General features: G+C 75.1%; 9 protein-coding genes. All 9 read left to right on the plus strand.

Annotation, left to right across the window (positions count from 1 at the left end; genetic code table 11):
• Positions 1–2: 2 nt before the first annotated feature.
• The 9 genes from ACIBK8_RS08940 (at position 3) to ACIBK8_RS08980 (ending at position 15,771) form a co-directional block, all read left to right on the plus strand.
• Positions 3–3,245 (plus strand): amino acid adenylation domain-containing protein, encoded by a 3,243-nt coding sequence (locus ACIBK8_RS08940; protein WP_399040990.1) that lies wholly within the window; start codon positions 3–5, stop codon positions 3,243–3,245.
• Positions 3,242–7,735, plus strand: coding sequence for an amino acid adenylation domain-containing protein (locus tag ACIBK8_RS08945; RefSeq protein WP_399040991.1), 4,494 nt, complete (start codon positions 3,242–3,244; stop codon positions 7,733–7,735). Before ACIBK8_RS08940 ends, ACIBK8_RS08945 begins: the two co-directional genes overlap by 4 nt.
• Positions 7,732–8,706 carry a GHMP kinase gene (locus tag ACIBK8_RS08950; protein ID WP_399040992.1) on the plus strand — a complete coding sequence of 325 codons (975 nt, stop codon included), beginning with the start codon at positions 7,732–7,734 and terminating at the stop codon, positions 8,704–8,706. Before ACIBK8_RS08945 ends, ACIBK8_RS08950 begins: the two co-directional genes overlap by 4 nt.
• A gap of 7 nt (positions 8,707–8,713) precedes the next feature.
• Positions 8,714–9,781 (plus strand): pyridoxal-phosphate dependent enzyme, encoded by a 1,068-nt coding sequence (locus ACIBK8_RS08955; protein ID WP_399040994.1) that lies wholly within the window; start codon positions 8,714–8,716, stop codon positions 9,779–9,781.
• Positions 9,778–11,007, plus strand: a complete 1,230-nt coding sequence (locus ACIBK8_RS08960) for an ATP-grasp domain-containing protein (RefSeq protein WP_399040995.1) — start codon at positions 9,778–9,780, stop codon at positions 11,005–11,007. The genes ACIBK8_RS08955 and ACIBK8_RS08960 overlap by 4 nt, the downstream gene beginning before the upstream one ends.
• Positions 11,004–12,482, plus strand: a complete 1,479-nt coding sequence (gene argH / locus ACIBK8_RS08965; RefSeq protein ID WP_399040996.1) for an argininosuccinate lyase — start codon at positions 11,004–11,006, stop codon at positions 12,480–12,482. The genes ACIBK8_RS08960 and argH overlap by 4 nt, the downstream gene beginning before the upstream one ends.
• Positions 12,483–12,492: 10 nt before the next feature.
• Entirely contained in the window at positions 12,493–13,563 is a 1,071-nt protein-coding gene (locus tag ACIBK8_RS08970; protein WP_399040997.1) for a GntG family PLP-dependent aldolase, read from the plus strand.
• Positions 13,560–14,831, plus strand: a complete 1,272-nt coding sequence (locus ACIBK8_RS08975; protein WP_399040998.1) for an MFS transporter — start codon at positions 13,560–13,562, stop codon at positions 14,829–14,831. The genes ACIBK8_RS08970 and ACIBK8_RS08975 overlap by 4 nt, the downstream gene beginning before the upstream one ends.
• A gap of 406 nt (positions 14,832–15,237) precedes the next feature.
• On the plus strand, positions 15,238–15,771 hold the full coding sequence (locus ACIBK8_RS08980; RefSeq protein ID WP_399040999.1) for a hypothetical protein: 534 nt from the start codon (positions 15,238–15,240) through the stop codon (positions 15,769–15,771).
• Positions 15,772–15,859 lie beyond the last annotated feature (88 nt).

Consider the following 15,859-nt stretch of genomic DNA (forward strand, 5'->3'; position numbering starts at 1 on the left):
TCGTGACCGCCGCCCTCGGCCCCACCGGGGTCCAGGTACCGCTCAGCCGGGACCAGGAACGCACCTGGTTCGTCGACCAGATGAGCAGCCACCCATCGGACTACCTCATTCCGCTACGGCTGCATCTCGCAGGTCCCCTCGACGTGCAGGCCCTGCGCCGGGCGTTCACCGCACTCGTCACCCGGCACGAGGTCCTGCGCACCGCCGTCGTCGCGCACGGCGACGCGCCCGTCGGACTGGTCCTCCCGCCCGAGTCCTGCACCCTCCGCGAGACGGACGCCACCGACCCCGCCGCCCGCGCACACGTCCTCACCCGGGAGGCCACCACCCCCGTCGACCTCGCCACCGAACCCCCGCTGCGCGCCCTGCTGGTGCGGCAAGGACCCGAGGAACACACGCTCGCCCTGACGGTCCACCACGTCGCCGCCGACGACTGGTCCTGCGCCCTGCTGTACGACGAACTCGCCGCCGACTACGCGGCGTTCACCGCTGGAGCAGCATCCCCGGTGCCCGCACCCGCCGAGCCCTACCGCACCGCCGCCGCCCGGCTCGACGCGCGGGCCGCCGCCGAGGCGCAGGGCGGGGGACTCGACCACTGGCGTGAAGTCCTCGCCGACCTCACCCCGTTCGAGGTGCCGGGCGACCGGCCGCGCCCGCCGGTACGCGCCGGACGCGGCACCGGCAGGACCGCCTTCGTGCTGCCGCCCACCGTGGCGGACCGGCTCACCGCGCTCGGCCACACCCTGGGCGCCACCCCCGCGATGCTGCTGACCGCCGCCGTCCAGGCCGTCCTGCACCGCTACACCGGCCGCACCGACGTGACCACAGGCACGACCTACGCACGCCGGGACGACCCCGCCACCGAACGCCTCGTCGGCGTCCTCATCAACATGCTGCCGCTGCGCGGCCTGCCGCACCCGGACCTCTCCTTCCGGGAATACGCCGAGCAGCTCCGCGACGTCGCGCTGGACGCGTACGACCACGCCGAGGTCCCCTTCGACCGGCTGGTCGACGAGATCGCACCCGAACGCGACCCCTCCCGCACCCCCCTCTTCCAGATCCTCGTCAACTTCCGCAGCGGACGCCGCCGCGCACCCCGGCTGCCGGGCCTGAAGGTGACGGAACTGCCCCTGCCGTTCGAGGGCGCCAAGTACGACCTCTGCGTCAGCTTCGAGCACACACCCGACGGCCTGTGGTGCGGCGTCAACTGGGACACCGACCTCTACGACGAGGCCACCGTCGACCGGCTGGCCGACTGGCTGGAAAAGCTCCTGCGGCACGTCGCCGAACACCCCGGCACCCGCATCGACGACATCCCGCTGCTGTCCGACGCCGAACAGGAGGACCTGCGCGCCCGGACGCTGCGCCCGCCCGCCGACACCCCCGGCGCGGGCCTGCACGACCTCATCGCCCGCCGGGCCGCGGCCACCCCCGACGCGGTGGCGCTGGCCGCCGACGACGGCACCACGACGACGTACGCGGCACTGGACGCCGCCGCCAACGCCGTCGCCCACCGCATCGCCGCCCACGGAGCGGGGCCCGACGCGCCCGTGGGCCTGCTCGTCGACCGGTCGGCCGAGATGATCGTGGGCCTCCTGGGCATCCTCAAGGCCGGCGCCGCCTACCTGCCCGTCGAGACCGCCACGCCCCCCGCCCGCGTCGCCACCCTGCTCACCGACGCGCGGGCCGCGGTCTGCCTGGTCTCGCCCGACCACGCCGACACCGTGACCCGCGCGGGCTCCGTCGCGCTCACCGTCGACCCCACCGCCGCCGCAGGTCCGCTGCCCGTGACCACGCACCCCGACGACCTCTGCGCCGTCTACTACACCTCGGGCTCCACCGGCCGGCCCAAGGGCGTGGCCTGCACCCACCGTGGCTGGGTCAACCGGATGACCTGGATGCAGCGGCGGCACGGACTGCGGGCCGGCGAGACCGTGCTGCACAAGACGACCCTGCCCTTCGACGACGCCGCCGTGGAGATCCTGTGGCCACTGATCGAGGGCGGCACCGTCGCCCTGCTCCCGCCAGGACTGCACCGTGACCCGCGCGCCCTCGTCGACGCCGCGATCCGGCACCGCGCCGTGCACGTGCAGTTCGTGCCCAGCGTGCTGGAACTGTTCCTGGAGGAACTGACCCCGGCGGACATCACCGCCATCCGCCGCCACCTGCGCAGCGTGCTCTCCAGCGGCGAGGCGCTCCGCCCCGCCCTCGTCCGCCGGTTCCGCGACGCGTTCGGTGACACCGTCAGCCTCGACAACACCTGGGGTGCCACCGAGGTGTCCATCGACTCCACCTTCCACATCTGCGGACCGGGCGACACCGAGGGCACCGGCGCGGTCCGGCTCGGCCGCCCCATGGACAACAACGAGGTACTCGTCCTCGACCACCGGCTCAGCCCGCTGCCGCCCGGCGTCCCCGGCGAACTGTGCATCGGCGGCATCGGACTGGCCCGCTGCTACCTCGGCGACCCGGCCAAGACCGCGGGCGCCTTCGTCCCGCACCCCTACCGGCCGGGCGAGCGCCTGTACCGCACCGGGGACCGTGGACGGCTGAACCCGGACGGCACCTTCTCCTACCTGGAACGGATGGACCGCCAGGTCAAGGTGCGCGGGGCACGCGTGGAACTCGGCGAGGTGGAGGCCGCGCTGCGCGCCCACCCCGCCGTCACGGACGCCGCGGTGGTCACCCGCCGCACATCCGGCGACCTGCGCCTGGCCGGGTACGTCGCCTTGGGCGCTCCCGCGGCCACCGCCGCGCAGCTCCGCGACCACCTGACGGCCCGGCTGCCCGGCTACGCGGTGCCGGGCACCCTCACCGTGCTGCCCGCGCTGCCCCGCTCGGCCAGCGGCAAGCTCAACCCCGGCGCGCTGCCCGAACCCGATCCCGCCGACCACCCGCAGACCGACTACCTCGCGCCCCGCGACGAGGTCGAACGGATCCTCGTGGAGATCTGGTCCGATGTGCTCGGCGTGCCCCGACTCGGCGTGCTGGACGACTTCTTCGGCCTCGGCGGGCACTCACTGCTCGCCACCCGCGCCATCAACCGCATGCGAGGGGTGTTCGCCACCCACCTGCCCCTCAGCGTGATCTTCGAGTGCCCCACGGTCGCCGCCGCGGCGGAACGCACCCACGACCTGGTACTCGCCGAGATCGAGGCGATGTCCGACGACGAGGCCAGGCGCCTGCTCGCCGACCCCGCCGAGCCCACCCTCCCCGTGGACAGCGAACGAGGTACCCCACGATGAACACCCCGCTGCTGCACGAGGCGTTCCTGGCGCACGCCGCGCGCACCCCCGACGCCCCCGCGCTGCTCTGGGCGGGCGGCACCGTCACCTACGACACCCTGGAGCGCCGCTCGGCCGCACTCGCCCGGCGGCTCGCCGCCGCCGGTGTCGGCCCCGAGACCCTGGTCGGCATCTGCGTCGGCCGCGGCCCCACCCAGGTCACCGCCCTGCTCGCGGTGGCGCGCGCGGGCGGCGCGTGGGTTCCGCTGGACCCGGCCTACCCCGAGGAACGACTGGCGTACATGCTCCGCGACTCCGGCGCCGCCCTGGTGATCGCCGACGCTCCTTCGGCGGCCCAACTGCCCGACGGTATACGCCTGTTGGGCCCCGATGGGCCCGTACCTGCCGACGCCCCGCCCGCCGACGCCCTGCCCGCCGGCGCGCCCGGACGCCTCGCCTACGTCATCTACACCTCAGGATCCACCGGCCGCCCGAAGGGCGTCCTCGTCGAACACGGCTCCGTCGCCGCCACCGTCGCCGGCATGCGCGCCGCGTACGGCGTCACCGCCACCGACCGCGTCCTCCAGTTCGCCCCGGCCGGCTTCGACTCATCCGTCAGCGAGGTCGGCATCACGCTGACGGCGGGCGCGGCCCTGGTCCTGGCCGGACCCGACGACGTCATCCCGGGCCCCGGCCTGCTCGACCTGCTCGCGGGCACCGGCACCAGCGTCGCCGTGCTGCCGCCGTCCGTGGCCGCCGTCCTGCCCGACGCCGAACTCCCCGCCCTGCACACGCTGGTGTGCGCGGGGGAGGCGCTGCCCGCCGAGGTCGCCGCCCGATGGCGCCGCGGCCGCCGCATGGTCAACGCCTACGGGCCCACCGAGACCTCCATCTGCGCCACCACCGGCGTCGTCACCGGCACCGGGCGACCCGACATCGGGCACCCGCTGCCCGGCGTCCGCGTCGACCTCATCGACGCCGAAGGACTTCCCGTGCCACACGGCGAGACCGGCGAGATGGCCGTATCGGGCGTCGGCGTCACCCGCGGCTACCTCGGCCGCCCGGCCCTGACCGCCGAACGCTTCGTCCCCGTCGCGGGCGGCCGTCGCGCCTACCGCACCGGCGACCTGGCGCGGCTGCTGCCCGACGGCCGCCTCGCCTACGTCGGCCGCGCCGACCACCAGGTCAAGATCCGCGGCTTCCGCATCGAACCCGGCGAGATCACCGAGGTGCTGCGCGCCCACCCGGCGGTCGTGGACGCCGTCGTCGTCCCGCGCGACGGCATCCTCGTCGGCTACGCGGCAGCCCCCCGCACCCCCACCGACGCGACGGAACTGCGCGCCTGGTGCGCCCGCACCCTGCCCGCCCACATGGTGCCCGGCGCCGTCGTCGTGCTGCCCGCGCTGCCCCTCAACCCCAGCGGCAAGGTGGACCGCGCGGCCCTGCCGCGGCACGGCAGGACCGGCGCCGGCCTCCCCGAGACCCGCGAGGACGCGGCCACCCCGGCCGAACGGACCGTCGCCGCCCTGATGTCGGAACTGCTCGGCGGCACCGACGTCGGAGCGACCGACGACTTCTTCCAACTCGGCGGCCACTCCCTGCTGGTGGGCCGCCTCGCCGCCCGCATCCGCACCGACCTGGGCACCGACATCCCCCTCTCCGCCCTGTTCCGGCACACCACCCCCCGCTCCGTCGCGGCCCTCGTCGACGGCGACCCCACACCCGACGGCCACGCCGCGCCCGCACCGCCCCCGCTGCGGCACGCCGACCGCACCCGCCCCCTGCCCCTGTCGTATCCGCAGGAACGCATCTGGTTCCTCGAACAGATCTCACCCCGCAACGCCGCCTACCGGGTCCAGGCCGCACTCCACCTGACAGGCCCCCTCGAACTCGCCGCGCTGCGCAGCGCGCTCACCGAACTCGTCCGCCGTCACGAGATCTTCCGCACCGCCTTCCGCGAGATCGACGGCGTACCCGCCCAATGCCCCATCGACATGGCCGACATCGACGTGGACGTGCCGCTGGTGGACCTCTCCGCGCTCCCCGAAACCGCGCGGGATGACGCCTGGCAGGACCTCGTCACCCGAGAGAAGGCCCGCCCGTTCCACCTCGACAGACCGCCGCTGGCCCGCTGGGTCGTGGCCCGCACCGCGCCGGACAGCCACCGGCTGCTGCATCTGGAGCACCATCTGGTGCACGACGGCTGGTCGTTCGCCGTCTTCGTCGACGAACTGACCCGCCTGTACACCGCGTTCGCCGCCGAAGGGCCCGCCCTGCCGGCACCCCGCTTCCAGTTCGCCGACCTCGCCGCCTGGCAGCGGGCCTGGCTCGCAGGACCCACCCTCGACCGCTACCTCGACCACTGGCGCGAGGCACTCGCCGGTGCCCCCGCCGCCCTGGAACTGCCCACCGACCGGCCCCGCCCACCGGAGTTCACCTTCCGCGGCGACGTCGTACGGTTCACCCTCGCCCCCGACGAGTACGCCCTGCTGCGCACCAGGGCCAGGGAGGCAGGCGTCACCCTCTACTCGATGATGCTGACCGCGTTCGCCGCCCTGCTGTCGCGCTACAGCGCCCAGGACGACTTCGTGCTCGGCGTCGGCGTCGCCAACCGCAGGCTCACCGAGGCCGAGCGCCTGATCGGCATGGTGGTCAACACCGTGCCGCTGCGGGTCCGCCTCGACGGCGACCCGGCCTTCCGCACCCTGCTCGCCCGGGTGCACGCCACCGCGGTTGAGGGCTACGCCTGGCAGGACGTACCGCTCCAGAGCCTGGTCAAGGCCCTGGCACCGGTGCGGGACCTGTCGCGCAACCCGCTGTTCTCCGCCCTGTTCAGCTTCCACGACTCCGCCGTACCCGACCTCGACTTCGCCGGGCTGCGCGGCGAGGTGACCGTGGAGCACAACGGGTCGGCCAAGGCCGACCTGAACGTCATCGTCATCCCGCGCGCCGAGCAGCGGGTGGGCCTGCGCCCCAGCAGCGAGGACGACTCCCTCACCGTCCTGTGGGAGTACGCCACCGACCTGTTCGACGCCGCCACCATGCAGCGGATGGCACAGGCATACCGGGACCTGCTGCGCGCCGCACTCGACGACCCCGACCTGCCGGTGTCCCGGCTGCCCCTGACCGGCGCCGTCCAGGACGCGCCTCCCGCCGCCGCGGACCGCGGCCCCGGCGTCGTCGAACGGGTGGCACGGCACATCGACGCGCACCCCGGTGCACCGGCACTGACGACAGGACCGCACACCCTCACCTACGGCGAACTGGGCGCCCGCGCCGGCGTACTCGCCGAGCGGCTCACCGCGGCGGGCGCCGGGCCCGAGCGGCCCGTCGCGGTGCGCCTTCCCCCGGGCGCCGACCTGGCCTGCGCCCTCCTGGCCGCGGCGCGTGCGGGCGCCGTCTGCACCGTCGTCGACGCCGACGAGGAAGCGGACCCCGAAGCGGTCCAGGTCACCTGCGACGACGCCGCCGCGCTCCGCGTGATCGTGGCCTGGCGGGGAGCGGGGGAGGAGCCGGACCCCGCGAGCCCGCCGCTCCGCCCCCAGGACGGGCCGCGCGCCGACGCCGACGTGCTCGCCGTGGCCGACGGAGCCGAGGTGACGCACGGCGCCGTCCGGTCCGCACTCGCCGCGATGGACCTGCCGGGCTTCGGCCCGCAACGGGTGCTCCAGGCCAACCCGGTGACCGGCTCCGTCTTCCTCGTGGAACTGTGGACCACCCTGGCCAGGGGCGGCACCCTCGTCGTGCCGGACGAACCCCCGGGCTCCGCCGCCGCCGTCGCCGCGCTGCTCGGCGCGCGCCAGGAACCGCTCACCGCGCTCCTGCTGCCCGACACCACCGCCAACCGCCTGCTCGCGCACCACCTTCCCGACCTCGCCCACGGCACCGAAGCCCTGCTCGTGCTCGGCCGGGACACCGACCCCTCCATGCTGCGCGCGGCGGACGGCGCCTGCCGCATCGCCACCGGACTCGGCACCCCGGGCCTGCCCCTGGCCCTGTCCGGCGCCCACCACCCGAGCCCCGAAGACCACGGATCAGCCCTCCCCGTCGGCACCCCGGCACCGGGCATCACCGCCCGCGTACTCGACGACCGCGGCGAGCCGCTGCCTCCCGGCGTCCCCGGTGAACTGCACCTGGGGCACGTCGATTCGGGGCCGCTGCGGCCGACCGGGCACCGCGCCCGCCGGACCGCGGACGGCGCGTTCGACGCGCTCGGCCCGGCCGGCGCCTGGCCGACGGTCTCGGGCTTCCGCGTCACGCCCCACGAGACGCGCGCCCGGCTGACCGCCCACCACGCGATCGCCGAGGCCGCCGTCCTGACCACCGACGGCGAACTGCACGCCTACCTCGTACCGCACGCCGGAGGCCGCACCCCGGACGACGGCGAACTCGTGGAGTTCCTCGCCGAACGGCTGCCCGACTACCAGATACCCGCCCGCTTCGTCACCGTCGCCGCGCTGCCCGCGCCCCCGGGCCCGCGCGCCACCACGCGAACGGTCGCCCGGACGTGACCACCGCTTCGGGCCCCTACCCCACCACCCCCAAGGAAGCCATGCCCATCGGCACCTCCACAGCCCCCGACAGGCCGGCGGTCCGCGTACTCGGCGCCCACCGCAGCACCGGCCACCACGGGGAGATCCTGCAAGGCGTCTTCGAGACCCGCGGAGGGCTGCGGCGCGCCCTGATCACCCTGCCCTGCCCGCTGTACAGCTCCCGCGCCGACTTCGCGCCGTCCCCGACCGCCGACCACGTCACCGTGCACGAACCGTGGCGGATCAAGGCGGCCCGCGCCGCCGAACTCGCCCTGCGCACCCTGGGCGGCCCCTGCGCGGGCGGCACGCTCCGGGTCAGCACCAACATGCCGCCGGGCCGCGGCCTCGGCTCCTCCACCGCCGACGTGCTCGCCGCCATCGGCGCGGTCTACGACGCCGCCGGACGCAGCCCCGACCCCACGCAGAGCGCCGCCCTGGCCATCGCGGCGGAGACGGCGTCCGACGCGCTGATGTACCCGGACCGCGCCGTCCTCTTCGCCCACCGCGAAGGCGAGATCGTCGAGGACCTGGGAGGCGGCCTCATGCCGCTGGCCGTGCTCGGCTTCGGCACCAGCAGGGACGGCGCCGGCGTCGCCACCCTCGACCTGCCCCCGGCCCGCTACACGGTCTGGGAGATCGAGGCGTTCCGCCCGCTCCTCGGCATGGCCAGACGCGCGATCCGCACCGGCGACGCCGGTCTGCTCGGCAGGGTGGCCACCGCCAGCGCCCGCCTCAACCAGCGGCACCTGCCCGTTCCCGGTCTGGACGACCTGCTCAGGGCCGGCGAGGCGGCCGGCGCCGCCGGACTCCAGGTCGCGCACAGCGGCGACGTAGCCGGCCTCGTCTTCGACCCCCGGCTGCCCGACCTCGCCACCCGCACCGACGAGGCCCGCAAGCGGCTCGACGCGCTGGGCGTCCCGGAGACCTGGTACTTCACCACCAAAGGATGAGAAGCAGATGCCTTCGCCCGTTCTGTCCGCGCCCAGCGAATCCGTCGTCGAAGCGACCGTCCTGCCCCGCCTGATCCGCCTCGGCCCCAACCTGTGCGGAGCCGCGTTCACCCTGATGAAGCTGCTGCCCGCCCGGTTCATGCTCGACCGGGCCGAGCAACGCGGCGAACTCGGCCCGGGAACCACCATCCTGGAGACCTCGTCCGGCACCTTCGCGCTCGGCCTGGCCATGGTGTGCCGGCTGCGCGGCTACCCCCTGGTGATCGTCGGAGACCCGGCCATCGACCCCGCACTCCGCCGCCGGCTGCTGGAACTCGGCACCCGCGTGGAGATCTGCACCGAGCCCAGCCCTGAGGGCGGCTTCCAACGGGCCCGCCTGGACCGGCTGGAGGAGCTGCGCGCCCAGTACCCCGACCACTACGTCCCGGGCCAGTACCACAACCCGGACAACCCCCACGCCTACGCCGCCGTCGCCGAGCAACTCACCGAATCACTCGGCGTCGTGGACTGCCTGGTCGGCCCGGTCGGCTCCGGCGGATCCACCGGCGGCACCGCCGCCTTCCTCCGGCTGCTCAACTCCGACCTGCGCCAGATCGGCGTGGACACCTCACCGAGCGCCATCTTCGGCCAGCCCGACGGCCCCCGCACCGTGCGCGGCCTCGGCAACAGCCTGGTCCCCCCGAACGTGCGGCACGCCGCCTACGACGAGGTGCACTGGGCCGGCGCCGCCGAGGTCTTCCGCGCCACCCGCGAGCTGCACGCCCGGCACGCCCTGTACATGGGCCCCACCAGCGGCGCCGCCTTCCTGGTCGCCCGCTGGTACGCCGAACGCCACCCCGACGCCCAGGTGGTGGCCCTGCTGCCCGACGAGGGCCACCGCTACCAGGACAGCGTCTACCGGGACGAGTGGCTGGCCGCGCAGGGCTTCACCGACGAGCCGCCCGCCACCGCGCCGCGCACCGTCACCCACCCCGGCCTGGCACTCGGCGGCTGGGCCCGCATGGACTGGCACCGCCGCAGCCTGGACGACGCCCTGCGCGCCCCCGGCGCCCCCGGCACCGGGGAGCCCCGATGACCCCGCCGTCCCTGGTCCTGGTCGAGTCCAACACCTCAGGAACCGGGCGGCTGTTCGCCCGCCGGGCCCGGGACCTGGGCGTACGTCCTGTCCTGCTGGCCGATGACCCGGGACGCTACGCCTACGCCCACACCGACGGCATCGACGTGGTCCGCGCGGACACGTCCACACCCGCCGGTGTCCTCGACGCGATCGCCGCGCTGCCGGGACCGCCGCCCGCCGGCCTGACCACAAGCTCCGACTACTTCGTGCCGGTCGCAGCCGCCGCGGCAGCGGCGCTCGGCCTGCCAGGACCCGACCCGGCCGCCGTGGCCCGCTGCCGCCACAAAGGCAGCCAGCGCGCCGCGCTCGCCGCCGGCGGGGTGCCGGTGGCCGCCCACACCCACGTCACCTCCGTGGCCGCCGCGCTCGCCGCCACCGACCTGACCGGCCTCCCGGCCGTACTCAAACCGGCCGACGGATCCGGCAGCACGGGCGTACGGCTGTGCACGACCCGGGAGGAGACCGCCGAACACGCCGCGCGGCTGCTGGCCCGCACCCGCAACGAACGCGGGATGCCGACCGCGCCCGGGTTCCTGGTCGAGCAGTACGTCGAAGGGCCGGAGTTCTCCGTCGAGGTGTTCGCCCACACCCCGGTCACCGTCGTGGCCAAACACCTCGGCGCCGCACCGCACTTCGTGGAGACCGGACACGACGTGCCCGCCCCGCAGGACGCCGCACCGGCCGACGCCCTGGCCACCACCGCGGTCCTGGCGGTCAAGGCACTCGGCCTCGGCTTCGGCGCCGCCCACGTCGAACTGCGCATCGGCCCCGAAGGACCGGTCCTGATCGAGGTCAACCCGCGGCTCGCCGGGGGCATGATCCCCGAACTGATCCGCTCCGCGCTCTCCGTCGACCTCGTCCGCGCCCAGGTCGCCGCGGCACTCGGCCGCCACGAGGACGTGGCCCCGCGCACCGCCCTGCACTCCTCGCTCCGCTTCCTCGTCGTCGACACCCCGGCGACTCTCGGCGAGCCGGCCGTCCCCGCCGAACCGGCGCCCCACCTCACCGAACAGACCCTCACCGGCCGCCGCAGCGAACGGCTGGTACCGCACCACGACCACCGCGACCGCGTCGGACACGCCATCGCCACCGCCCCCACGGCCGCCGCGGCGGCGCACGCGGCGGACACCGCACTGGCCCGGCTGCGCACCGCACTGCACCCTCTACCGAAGGCCACCGCATGACCGCTTCCACCGCCACCGGACGGCTGACATCCGCCGTCGCCCCCGCCGCCGCCGACATCCTCTTCGACCGGCACCTGCGCCCGCCCGCCGACCCGGTGGCCGCCGAACTGCGGCCCACCAGCGACGTCGACCGCGCCCACGTCGTGATGCTCACCGAACAGGGCATCGTCCGACGGGACACGGCCGCCGCGCTGCTCGCCGGCATCGAAGCCCTGCGCGCCGACGACTTCGCCCCACTGCGCCACCGCCCCGCACCCCGTGGCCGCTACCTCGCCTACGAGGGCCATCTCGTGGAAACCCTCGGCGAGCGGACCGGCGGCGTCCTGCACAGCGGCAGGTCACGCAACGACCTCAACGCCACCGTGCTCCGTCTCCAACTGCGGCGGCCCTACGACCGCCTGCTCACCGAGACCGACGCACTCGGCCGCGCCCTCACCACCCAGGGCCGCCGCCGGCACACCGTCGTCATGCCCGCCTACACCCACCACCAGCCGGCGATCCCCACCACCTACGGCCACTACCTCGCAGGCGTGGCCGCCGCCCTCGTACGCGACCTCGACCAGCTCGAACACGCGGGCAGGGAACTCGACGAGAACCCACTCGGGGCGGGCGCGGCCGGTGGCACCACCCTGCCCGTCGACCCGCGCCGCACCACCGAACTCCTCGGCTTCACCGCGCCGTTGGGCAACTCCCTGCACGCCGTCGCCTCCCGCGACCTCGTGCTGCGGCTGCTGTCCGCCTGCTCCGTCCTGGGCGTGCTCCTCACCCGCACCGCCCACGACCTCCAGTCCTGGACCAGCGCCGAGAACCCGCTGCTGCGCCTGCCTGACGACCTCGTCGGCAGCAGCTCGATGATGCCGCAGAAGCGCAACCCGTTCCTCCTGGAGAACATCCAGGGCAAGGCCGCGGCGGCCATCGGCGCCCTCACCGCCGCCACCACCGCCATGTCCACCGCCCGCTTCACCAACGCCATCGCCGTGGGCACCGAGGCCATCGCCCCCCTGTGGCCCGCCCTGGAAGCCACCACGGACGCCGTACTGCTGCTGCGGCTGATCGTCGAAGGGGCACAGCCCGACGACGACCTCATGCGGCGGCGCGCCACCGAGGGCCACACCGCGGCCACCGCCCTGGCCGAACGCCTGGTCGTCGCCGGAGTGCCGTTCCGCACCGCCCACCACGAGGTGGGCAACATCAGCCGGATCGCCCTCACCGCCGGACGGCCCTTCGACGAGGTCGCCGCCGAACACCTGGCCGGCCACCCGCCCGAGGTGCTCGCGGCCCTCGACCCCGCCTCGATCGTCACCGCCGCCACGGCGGGCGGAGGCCCGGGACCTGCCTCCGTGCTCGCCGCCCTCCAGGACACCACCGACCGCCTCGACGCCCTGCGCACCCGTGCAGCGGCCCGCCGCGCACGGTGGCAGGCCGCGGAAGAAGCCCTGGCCGACGCCGTGTCAGCCGTGACCAACCGATCGTGAGGACCACCCGATGAGCCCTGTCGTCGAACTGCGCAGCGATACCTTCACCCTGCCCACGGCCCGCATGCTGGAGGCAGCCACCCGGGCCCGCCTCGGCGACGACGTGTACGGCGAGGACCCGACCGTGCGCGAACTGGAGGAACTCTCCGCCGATTTGCTCGGCAAGCCCGCCGCCTGCCTGATGCCCAGCGGCACGATGGCGAACCTGGCCGCGCTGCTCACCCACAGCCCGCGCGGCGGCAAGGCCGTGGTCGGCGCCGAGTCCGACATCTACGTGTACGAGGCGGGCGGCGTCGCGGTGCTCGGCGGCATCGTCTACGAGCCGGTGCCCACCGCGGCCGACGGCAGCCTGCCGCTCGACGCCGTCGCGGCAGCCTGCGAAGTCGACGCCGACGACCCGCAGTTCGCACTGCCCGCCGTGCTCAGCGTCGAGACCCCGAACAACAGACGCGGCGGCGTCCCGCTGTCCCTCGACTACCTTGCCGGGGCCGCCGCCCTCGCCCGTGACCACGGCATCGCCTTCCACCTGGACGGCGCCCGGATCTTCAACGCGGCGCTCGCGCTCGGCGTACCGGCCGCCGACATCGCCGCGCACGCGGACACCGTGCAGTTCTGCCTGTCCAAGGGGCTGTCCGCCCCCGTCGGTTCGATGCTGGTCGGCGACGAGGCGTCCATAGCCGCCGCCCACCGCTACCGCAAGATGCTGGGCGGCGGCATGCGCCAGGCGGGACTCATCGCCGCCTGCGGCATCGTCGCGCTGACCGACATGGTCGACCGGCTCGCCGACGACCACGCCCACGCCGTCCGGCTGGCGTCCGGCCTCGCCGAGATCGACGGCCTGCGCCTCGACCCCGAGCCGCCGCGCACCAACATGGTCCTCTTCGCCGTGGACACCGAGCGCACCACGCACACCACCGCCTCCTTCCTCGCGGGCGCCGGGGAACGCGGCGTGCGGATCGCCGAACTGGGCCGCGACCGCATCCGCGCCGCCACCCACTCCGGCGTCACCGCCGACGACGTCGACCACGCCGTCCAGGTGCTCGCCGACGTCATGGCCGCCGCGCCGCGAGCCGCCCGGTGAGCGTGCCGGGCGAGGCCACCGCGTCCCGCCCGGCCGGCCTGTTCGCGCACCGGGCGTTCCGGATGTTCTGGGCGGCGGACACGGTCGGCCAGTTCGGCACGTACGTCGGCAACACCGTCCTTCCCCTGGTGGCCGCCACGACGCTGGCGGCCACCCCGCTGGAGATGGGCCTGCTCGGCGCCGCCGAGACCGCCGGCTACCTGCTGATCGGGCTGCCCGCCGGGGTGTGGGTCGCACGGGCCAGACAGCGGCGTCTGATGCGCCGGGCCGGCCTCGCCCGCGCCGCGCTGATGTGCACGATCCCCCTGGCCTGGTGGTACGGCGCGCTGTCCGTCCCCCACCTGGTCGTCGTGGCCCTGCTGTGCGGTGTCTGCGCGGTCCTCTTCGACGTCGCCTATCAGTCCCACCTGCCGGTACTGGTCGACCGCGACCGGCTCCTGGAGGGCAACGCCAGACTCCAGTCCAGCCAGTCACTCGCCCAGATCACCGGTCCCGGCATCGGCGGCACCCTCGTCCAACTCGCGGGCCCCGCCCTGCCGGTGGCCGGTACGGCGCTCGGTCACCTGGCGGCGACGGTGCTGCTGGGCCGGGTGCACGGACCCGACCCTGCGGCACCCGACCCCGGCGGGCACCGGCCGCTCCTCGCCGAGATCCACGCGGGCCTGCGCTTCACCGCCCGGGAGCGGACCCTGCGCGCGATCACCGCCTGCACCGCCACCGCCAACCTGTTCAACGGCGTCCTGGGCGCCGTCCAGGTGTTCTTCCTGACGCGCACCCTCGGCCTGTCCGACGCCGCCGTCGGCGCGACGCTGAGCGTGGTCGGCGTCGGCGGTGTACTCGGGGCGCTGTCCGCGCACCACGTCGTGCGGCGCGTCGGCCAGGCGCGGGCCGTGTGGCTGGTGCCGCTCGCCACCTTCCCCTGGCTGCTCCTGGTGCCCGCGGCGGGCCCGCACCTGCTCGCACCGGCGCTCGCCGGGCTCCTCGTCACCGGGTACGGCTACGTCGTCTACAACGTCGCCCAGGTCAGCTACCGGCAGGCCGCCTGCCGCGACGACATGCTGGCCCGGGTCAACGCCACCGTCCGTTTCATGGGCTTCGGCGCGCTGACCGCCGGCGCCCTGCTCGGCGGCGCACTCGCCGAACTCCTCGGTGTGCGCCCGACGTTGTGGATCGCCGCGGCAGGCTCAGGGCTCGCCGCGCTCTGGGTGCTGTGCTCACCGCTGCGCGGGATGCGGGACTTCGCACCGGCCGGCGAACCGTCCGCCTGAAACCGGGCGCACCGCCCGAGGATGCCCGTCCCGTGCGGCAAACATCCGCTATTCCCGTTTCCTTCCCCGTGGTCCTTGGTGGCCTGCAACTAGGTGAGCGGACCGGCGCGCGCTGACCGGCCCCGCGCCCGTCCAGAATCGACGACGAGGACGGCGGGCCGCCGAACGCGCGGCCCCGCCCGATGACTTCGAGAAGGAGTGCGCACACCATGACACAGCAACTGCCTCTCGTGACCGTGGAGCACGGCACCGCACCCGATGACCCCGACAGCGGCTGGGGAGGCTGCGCGCCGGCCCCGCGGTACGCACCGTCCGGCAGGCGGTGACGACGCTCGGGTGAAGGGGCGGGCGGCGCGCCGCGCCGGGTCGTCCGCCCGTACCGCTGCGCGTGAGGAGGACGGACGGAATGCCACTGCCCGACGGTCAGCTCGACCTGTTGCTCCTGGACGTGGAGCTGTCCCTGGCGGCGTACGGCCGCGACCAGCTCGTCGTGGTGTGGCCGCGCGGCGCGGACCTCTTGGCCCGGAGCGTGGCGGACCGGCCCGCCGGATCCCCGGTACCCGACAGTGGCCGCGGCCCCCCGGCCCGCGCCCTCGCGGCCCGGCTGGCGGACCGGTTCGCCGACCGGCTCGGCGAACCGGTCACGGTCGCCTGGCGGACGCTCGCCGGGCAGCCGCCGGACGGCCGGCCCGAGGTCGCGTACCGGACGGAGTGGGACACGCTCCTGCTGACCGTACGGGGCGCACTGCGGCTCAGCGCAAGCCCCTTCGACGCCGGTGGGCGCGGCTCCACGCCCACCGCCCGTGCACGTCCCGGCCCGCTGAGCGTGCGCCTGCGTACGGGCGAGGCCGTCTACGCGCCCCGCGGCTTCATGTGCGAGATGTCCGGGGCCAGCGCGCCGACGCTGCTGCTCGAACTGTCCCTGCCCGGCGCGGAATGAGCCCCCGCCGCCGCGGCCCGGACCGGCTTCCCCGCCGCGCTCCGGGCCCCGGGCCACCGCCCGTCACCGCGGCCGGGTCGGCGTCGGG

Source organism: Streptomyces sp. NPDC050161, assembly GCF_044460025.1.
In the GTDB taxonomy this organism is placed as follows: Bacteria; Actinomycetota; Actinomycetes; order Streptomycetales; family Streptomycetaceae; genus Streptomyces.